This window comes from Mesorhizobium sp. M7A.F.Ca.CA.004.12.1.1, from assembly GCF_003997835.1.
Lineage (GTDB): Bacteria > Pseudomonadota > Alphaproteobacteria > Rhizobiales > Rhizobiaceae > Mesorhizobium.
In genome coordinates this window covers 1-3,459 of the sequence record NZ_RZRK01000665.1, presented here as the reverse complement: position 1 = coordinate 3,459, position 3,459 = coordinate 1, and the positions used below count along the sequence as shown (strand labels likewise).

Annotated in this window: 4 protein-coding genes; all 4 read right to left on the bottom strand. The window is 61.4% G+C overall.

What is annotated here, in order from left to right; genetic code table 11:
• On the bottom strand, positions 1-472 hold a 472-nt coding region (locus EN984_RS27275), incomplete at its 3' end, for a tRNA (guanosine(46)-N7)-methyltransferase TrmB (RefSeq protein ID WP_127384088.1).
• A 23-nt stretch (positions 473-495) separates the two neighbouring features.
• Positions 496-1,761, bottom strand: coding sequence for a methionine adenosyltransferase (gene metK / locus EN984_RS27270; protein WP_127266944.1), 1,266 nt, complete (start codon positions 1,759-1,761; stop codon positions 496-498).
• A 169-nt stretch (positions 1,762-1,930) separates the two neighbouring features.
• Entirely contained in the window at positions 1,931-2,350 is a 420-nt protein-coding gene (locus EN984_RS27265; RefSeq protein ID WP_013527901.1) for a helix-turn-helix domain-containing protein, read from the bottom strand.
• 140 nt (positions 2,351-2,490) lie between these two features.
• The coding region (gene lnt / locus EN984_RS27260; RefSeq protein WP_127384087.1) for an apolipoprotein N-acyltransferase at positions 2,491-3,459 on the bottom strand (969 nt) is incomplete at its 5' end.

Below are 3,459 nucleotides of genomic sequence, written 5' to 3'. Positions count from 1 at the left end.
GCTCGAGATTGACCGGGCTGACGAAGCGCCGCTTCCAGTGTTTCTTCTTCGGCCAAGGGTCGGGATAGAGCAGATCGATGCCGTCGAGCGAGGCTTGCGGCAGCCAGTCGAGCAGCCTTGTGGCGTCGTCGTCATAGACCCGCAGATTGGCGAGTGGTTTCTCGCGCACCGCCATCATCATCTTGGCCATGCCGTTGACGAAGGGCTCGACGCCGATAAAGCCGATCGAAGGCGCCTCGATCGCACGATGCAGGAGATGCTCGCCACCGCCGAAGCCAATCTCAAGGCGAACCGCGCTGACATCCGTCTCAAACAGACTGCTGAGATCGGTCGGCGGTTCAGCCGTCAGATCGAGCCGATATGTGCCAAAGCCGCTTTCCAATGCGGCCGCCTGCTGCGGACGCATGGTTTTGCCGCGCCGGCGACCGAAAAAGGCTTCGGTCGCGCGGCTTGGTCTGCCCTTCGGATCCATGGTGGGACTTTGCGGCGCCGCTGTCAGGCGGCGACCGCGTCCTTGAGCGCCTTGGCGAGATCGGTCTTTTCCCAGGAGAAAGACCCATCACGGCCGGCCTTGCGGCCGAAATGGCCGTAGGACGACGTCTTGGCGTAGATCGGTTTGTTGAGATCGAGGTGACGGCGGATACCCGACGGCGACAGATCCATCACCGTGCGCAGCGCGTCCTCGAGCTTTGCCTCGTCGACCTTGCCGGTACCGTGCAAGTCGACATAGACCGACAGCGGCTGAGCAACGCCGATGGCGTAGGAAAGCTGGATGGTGCAGCGGTCGGCGAGTTTCGCCGCCACGACGTTCTTGGCCAGGTAGCGCGCCGCATAGGCCGCCGAACGATCCACCTTGGTGGTGTCCTTGCCGGAGAAGGCACCGCCGCCATGGGGTGCGGCACCGCCATAGGTGTCGACGATGATCTTGCGGCCGGTCAGCCCGGCGTCGCCGTCCGGCCCGCCGATGACGAACTTGCCGGTCGGATTGATGTACCACATGCAGTTGTCGGCGATCTTCAGCTCGCCCAGCGCCTCCCGGATATAGGGTTCGACGACCTTGCGGACCTTCTTCGAATCCCAGCTCGCATCGAGATGCTGCGTGGACAGCACGATCTGCGTCGCCTCGGCGGCCTTGCCGTCGACATAGCGAACGGTGACCTGGCTCTTGGCATCCGGTCCGAGCCTGCCGGCTTCACCGCTGCCCTCGTGGCGGGCGGCCGCCAGCAATTCGAGTATCTTGTGGCTGTAGTAGATCGGCGCCGGCATCAGATCCGGCGTCTCGCGGCAGGCGTAGCCGAACATGATGCCCTGGTCGCCGGCACCCTCTTCGCCCTGACGGTCGGAGGCATTGTCGACGCCCTGGCCGATGTCAGGCGACTGGCCGTGCAGCAGAACCTCGATCTTCGCGGTTTTCCAGTGAAAGCCGGCCTGCTCGTAGCCGATTTCGCGGATCGCCTTGCGGGCGACCGACTTGAACTTGGCCGGATTGACGACCGAATGCCCAGCGGCATCCTTGAGAATATTGCCCGCCTTGTCCCTCTTGAGCAGCGTGTCGGGAACACGCACTTCGCCGGCGATGACGACACGGTTGGTGGTGGCCAGCGTCTCGCAGGCGACACGGACTTTCCACGGGTCCATGCCGGTCTTCTTGGCTTCGCGATACACCAGATCGACGATCTCGTCGGAAATCCGGTCACAGACTTTGTCGGGATGGCCCTCGGCAACGGATTCCGAGGTAAAGAAGTAGTTCTGCCGCGTCACGGGTGTCCCCTCTTGAAAAACGATCGGCAGGCTGCCGATTTTGGCGCGCCACGTGTTAGCGGGGCGAAGCGCCGCTCGTCAAGCGGTGCTTCGGCTCTGGCATGAATGTCGATGCAGTTATCTTGTGCCACCGGCGGCAAGACGCCGCCGGTGCTGGCGTGATTGAGGATCAGTCGGGATCGTCGGCGGAGAGGGACTTGACCAGGTCTATAATCCTGCGGCGCACCTTGGCATCAGCGATCTTGACAAAGGCCCGGTTGAGCTGAAGGCCTTCAGGGCTGCCGCAGAATTCGACAGCGAAAGCCATCGACGCGTCCTCGGCAAATCCACGGCCCGCCACGGGCTCCTGGCCGGGCGCATCCTCGAAAAAGAAGGCGACCGGCACGCCGAGTATGGACGCTATCGCCTGCAATCGGCTGGCGCCGACGCGGTTGGTGCCTTTTTCATATTTCTGAATCTGTTGAAATGTGATGCCGAGGTTTTCTCCCAGCTTTTCCTGGCTCATTCCCAGCATGTTGCGGCGAAGCCGGATGCGACTGCCAACATGGATGTCGATCGGATTCGGTTTCTTCTTGTTGTCTTCTGTCATTTTTTCCTCGCCGAATTTTTTCGGCTTTCTCTATTTTTTCTTGCCCAAACAAAGCCGGAGGCAACTGCCCCAACAGAACGATCCACCGGCTTCGAGAAATTTTCAGGCACTTACAGTATGAGTTTCTAATGTGTTGGCTGTCAATTCACCCGTAGCCTTTGCCTTACGTTCAACAGCGCTGCCCCAACGGCAAACAGCAACATGATCAGCATTCCGTTAATGCGCCGTTGGCCGGGAGATATGAGCGCCTGTCCGGAAATCGGTATGTGGGCATCGATGGCGCCGCGTGCGTCGATCGCAAGCGCATCGACGATGCGCCCGCGCGGATCGACGACGGCCGAGATGCCGTTGTTGGCAGCACGTACCAATGGCAATCCATTTTCCACCGCGCGGATCTGGGCCTGCCTGAAATGCTGATACGGACCCGGCGTGTCGCCGAACCACGCATCGTTGGTAACGTTCACAATAAGCTGCGCTGACGCAGCGTCAACTGCCACAAGATCGGGAAAGATCACCTCATAACAGATAAATGGCAGCGCACGGATGCCATCGGGCAGCGTGATGGCGTGCCGCTCATTGCCGGCCGCGAAACTCATCGGCCCGGCAACCAGTTGCTCGATGCCGAAACGCTGGAGCAGATCGGCGAAAGGCAGGTATTCGCCGAACGGCACCAGGTGAACCTTGTCGACTGCGTCGGAGATTTCACCCTTGTCGTCGATCGCCACCACGGAGTTGTAGTAACGGCTGTCGGCATTCGCGGCCGAACCGCCTTCCTCGCGAACGACGCCGGCAATCAGCATCTGGCCGGATCCGAGCATGTCTCCCAGCGCCGTCAATGCGTCCGGACGCTCGGTGAAGAGGAAAGGCACCGAGGTTTCGGGCCACAGGATCAGCTGCGGCTTTTGATGGCCTGGGTCCGGCGCCTTGGCCGAGAGCCCCATCAGGACCGCGAAGATGCGGTCGCGCACCGAGGCATCCCATTTTTCCGACAGGTCCACGGCCGGCTGAACGATGCGGACATCCAGGCTGCGTGAAGCTGGCGGTTCGGGAGCGCCAAGCCTGACATAGCCGAAGCCGACATGGGCGGCGGCGAGCATGACAAACAGTGC